General features: G+C 70.8%; 5 protein-coding genes and 1 pseudogene. 1 reads left to right on the forward strand and 5 read right to left on the reverse strand.

Annotation, left to right across the window (positions count from 1 at the left end):
* On the forward strand, positions 1 to 375 hold a 375-nt coding region (locus tag CCS38_RS03225; RefSeq protein ID WP_223731652.1), incomplete at its 5' end, for a CAP domain-containing protein.
* 12 nt (positions 376 to 387) lie between these two features.
* Here CCS38_RS03225 and mutM read toward each other — a convergent pair.
* The 5 genes and pseudogenes from mutM to CCS38_RS03250 form a co-directional block, all read right to left on the reverse strand.
* Positions 388 to 1,320 carry a bifunctional DNA-formamidopyrimidine glycosylase/DNA-(apurinic or apyrimidinic site) lyase gene (gene mutM, locus CCS38_RS03230; RefSeq protein ID WP_223731653.1) on the reverse strand — a complete coding sequence of 311 codons (933 nt, stop codon included), beginning with the start codon at positions 1,318 to 1,320 and terminating at the stop codon, positions 388 to 390.
* Positions 1,321 to 1,468: 148 nt separating this feature from the next.
* Positions 1,469 to 2,281 (reverse strand): ribonuclease III, encoded by an 813-nt coding sequence (gene rnc / locus CCS38_RS03235; RefSeq protein ID WP_223731654.1) that lies wholly within the window; start codon positions 2,279 to 2,281, stop codon positions 1,469 to 1,471.
* Positions 2,282 to 2,300: 19 nt separating this feature from the next.
* Entirely contained in the window at positions 2,301 to 2,474 is a 174-nt protein-coding gene (gene rpmF / locus CCS38_RS03240) for a 50S ribosomal protein L32 (RefSeq protein WP_030267069.1), read from the reverse strand.
* 2 nt (positions 2,475 to 2,476) lie between these two features.
* On the reverse strand, positions 2,477 to 3,109 hold the full coding sequence (locus CCS38_RS03245; protein WP_223731655.1) for a YceD family protein: 633 nt from the start codon (positions 3,107 to 3,109) through the stop codon (positions 2,477 to 2,479).
* Positions 3,110 to 3,295: 186 nt separating this feature from the next.
* Positions 3,296 to 3,657: pseudogene (locus CCS38_RS03250) on the reverse strand (cell division initiation protein); the annotation flags it as partial.

A 3,657-nucleotide genomic window follows, 5' to 3' on the forward strand; every position in this document is an offset into this window, starting at 1 on the left:
TCCTCCGCCCCCGCCCAGATCCTCTCCCTCGTCAACAAGGAACGCGACAAAGCGGGCTGCGCCCCGCTCACCGCGGACCCGGCCCTCACCGACCTGGCGCAGTCATTCAGCGAGGACATGGCCCGCCGCGACTTCTTCGCCCACACCGACCCGGACGGCGCCACCCCCTGGGACCGCGCGAAGACCGCCGGCATCACCGGCCTCGGCGGCGAGAACATCGCCCGCGGCCAGACCACCCCCAAGGCCGTCATGGCCTCCTGGATGAACAGCCCCGGCCACCGCGCCAACATCCTCAACTGCACCTACCGAACCCTCGGCGTCGGCCTCCAGCAGTCCCCGACGGGCCCTTGGTGGACCCAGGACTTCGGGTTCTGAGCGCGCCGGGCCCTAGCGCACCCGAGGCACCCGCTGGCACCGCGGGCAGTAATAGCTCGACCGGTTCATCCAGGGGCGGCGGCGGATGGGGGTCGTGCAGCGGCGGCAGGGTTCGTCTTCGCGGCCGTAGGCGTCCAGGGAGCGTTCGAAGTAGCCGGATTCGCCGTTGACGTTGACGTAGAGGCTGTCGAAGCTGGTGCCGCCGACGGCGAGGGCCGCGGTCATGACGTCGCGGATGTGGCCGAGGAGCTCGGTGGTGCGGGGGCGGGTGAGGGTGGCCGTGGGGCGGTCGTAGTGGAGCCTCGCGCGCCAGAGGGCCTCGTCGGCGTAGATGTTGCCGACGCCGCTGATCAAGGACTGGTCCAGGAGCGCGCGCTTGATCGTCGTACGGCGGCGGCGCAGCGCTTCGTGGAACGCGGCGTCGTCGAAGGCCGCGTCGAGGGGGTCGCGCGCGATGTGGGCGATCACGTCGGGGAGGCCGTCGGGGTCACCGGGGACGGTGGGGTGGAGGGAGAGACCGCCGAAGGTGCGCTGGTCGACGAAGCGGAGTTCGGTGTCGACCGTGTCCGCGGGGAGGTCGTCGGCGGGCGCGACACCGGGGGCCGCGGGCGACGCGTCCGGTACGTTCGCCGCGTCCGTGAAGCGGATGCGGACGCGGAGGTGCTTCTCGTCGGGGACGTCCTGCGGCTGGACCAGGAGCTGGCCGCTCATGCCGAGGTGGGCCAGTACCGAGAGGTCACCGGCGAGCGGCAGCCACAGGTACTTTCCGCGGCGGCGGGCCTCGCCCACGCGGTGGCCGGCCAGCTGTGCGGCGAAGTCCGCGCCGCCCGCCGTGTGGCGGCGCACCGCCCGGGGGTGCAGGACCTCCACCGTGTCGATCGTGCGGCCGCTGACCCAGCGCTCCAGACCGCGCCGTACGACCTCGACCTCGGGCAGCTCGGGCAAGGGATCTCCTCGGGAGGGCAGATGTGTCCGGTGGGGGCGCTGTGACGGAGCGGGTTCCAAGCGCCGGGAAAAGGAAACCCCGCCCGTCCTGCCCCTGTGAAGGGGTGGTCGGGCGGGGACCCGCGTGCGCGAGGCACGCGGCGCGCATTCAGCTCGCGGGGCCGCCGGTGGCGGCTTCCGTGGCGGTTTCCGTAGTGGCTTCCGTGGCGGCCTTGGCCGTCGCGTCCGCCGCCGCGCGGATCTCCCGCCAGGCGGACTCCGCCGCCTGCTGCTCGGCTTCCTTCTTGCTGCGGCCGGTGCCGGTGCCGTACGAGACACCACCGACGCGGGCGGCAGCAGTGAAGGTCTTCTCGTGGTCCGGGCCGGTCTCCGTGACCAGGTATTCCGGGACCCCGAGTCCTTCGGTTGCGGTCAGTTCCTGGAGGCTGGTCTTCCAGTCCAGGCCGGCGCCGAGGCTGGAGGACTTCTCGATCAGCGGGTCGAACAGGCGGTGTACCAGTTCGGAGGCCGCGTCGAGGCCCTGGTCCAGATAGACCGCGCCGATGACCGCTTCGAGTGTGTCGGCGAGGATGGATGCCTTGTCCCGGCCGCCGGTACCTTCTTCACCCCGGCCGAGCCGGATGAAGGCACCGAGGTCCAGGCCGCGGCCCACCTCGGCGAGCGCACGCGAGTTGACCACCGCGGCCCGCAGCTTGGCCAGCTGGCCTTCGGGCAGGTCGGGGTGGATGCGGTACAGCGTGTCGGTGACCACCAGGCCCAGGACGGAGTCCCCGAGGAACTCCAGCCGTTCGTTGGTGGGCAGCCCGCCGTTCTCGTATGCGTAACTGCGGTGCGTCAGCGCACGCACCAGAAGGGCGGACTCGAGCTTGTACCCGAGCCGCCCTTCCAGAAGCGTGTGGGACGAGGCCGTGTCCGCAGACGGAGTCTTCGAGGAGTTCTTCGACGAATCAGCGTCTGACATAGAGCCCGTCACCAGCCGCTCAGACCTCGAGGACCTGGCGCTTGTTGTAGGTGCCGCAAGCGGGGCACGCGATGTGCTGCTGCTTCGGCTCGTGGCAGCTGCTGCATGCCACCAGGGTGGGGACCGCAGCCTTCCACTGCGACCGGCGGTGGCGCGTGTTGCTGCGCGACATCTTCCGCTTCGGAACAGCCACGGCTACTTCTCCTGCTTCTCGTCGACGCCCGCATCGGCGCCGCCCATGTTGTCCTTCTCGCCGTCCTGGATGGATCCGGCGAGTCCCTGCAGTGCCGCCCAACGGATGTCGACGGCATCGTGATGGTGGTCCGGGTCGTCCGCGAGCCGGGCTCCACACTCGGAGCACAGGCCCGGACAGTCGTCCTGGCACACCGGCTGCATCGGCAGTGCGAGCACTACCGCATCGCGCAGCACGGGTTCGAGGTCGAACAGGTCGTCCTCGAGGAAGAGGGTGTCCTCCTCGTCCTCGGCGTCGTCGCCTGCGTCCGCTTCGCGGACCCGGGCATCGGCGTCGGGGTAGGAGAACATCTCCTGGAAGTCCGCGTCGAGCTCACGCTCTAGCGGCTCCAGACACCTTACGCACTCCCCTGTCACGGATGCACGGGCGGTGCCTGTGACAAGCACCCCGTCCATGACCGACTCCAGGCGGAGGTCGAGCTCCACCGGCGCACCCTCGGGCACGCCGATGACCTCGTTGCCGAGGTCCGAGGGGGCCTCGACGGAGCGGGACACCTTCTTCATCGCACCGGGACGCCGGCCCAGCTCGCGTGTATCGAACACGAGCGGAGAACGGTGGTCGAGGCGGGCGTTGATGGCTTCCTGCTTTCTACGGCGGTACGGCTGCCGGCGCCGCACGGGGCGGTCGTCGGGCAGCACAGATCGCGGACGTATGCGCGACCGAACAGCCAGGATACTGGACGGGTCGCGATTGACCCAATCCGCGGCCGGTGCCCCCGGCACCGCTGACCTTGCGCGCGCCGGCGCCCGGCCCTGCGCGGGTCAGTGCCCCTGCTCGTACTGCCGCAGCTGGTCGAGGTCGATCATGCTGGTGTCGAAGAGGCTGGTCTCGTCCAGGGCGGCGGGCTGCTGCCCGTGGTGCTGGGGCTGCTGTCCCTGATGGTGCGGCTGCTCGCCGTGCGGGAACTGCTGGACCTGCTGCGGGACGTACGCGGCGGGGTCGTACCCCTGCTGCGGGGCCTGCTGCTGCCAGCCGTAGCCGTAGGGGTCCTGCTGCTGGGCGTACTGCTGCGGCTGCTGGTAGCCGTACGCCTCCTGGCCGTAGCCCGCCGTGGCGTAGTAGTCCTGCTGCTGGGCGGCCGCGGCTGCGGGCTCCATGTCGGGCTGCACCTCGGGGGGCGTGC

Origin of the sequence: Streptomyces purpurogeneiscleroticus, from assembly GCF_020024005.1 — a bacterium.
Taxonomy (GTDB): domain Bacteria; phylum Actinomycetota; class Actinomycetes; order Streptomycetales; family Streptomycetaceae; genus Streptomyces; species Streptomyces purpurogeneiscleroticus.

Coding starts and splice junctions, on each gene's coding strand:
- rnc (WP_223731654.1), bottom strand. CDS start 2,281: ATGTCAGACGCTGATTCGTCGAAGAACTCCTCGAAGACTCCGTCTGCG.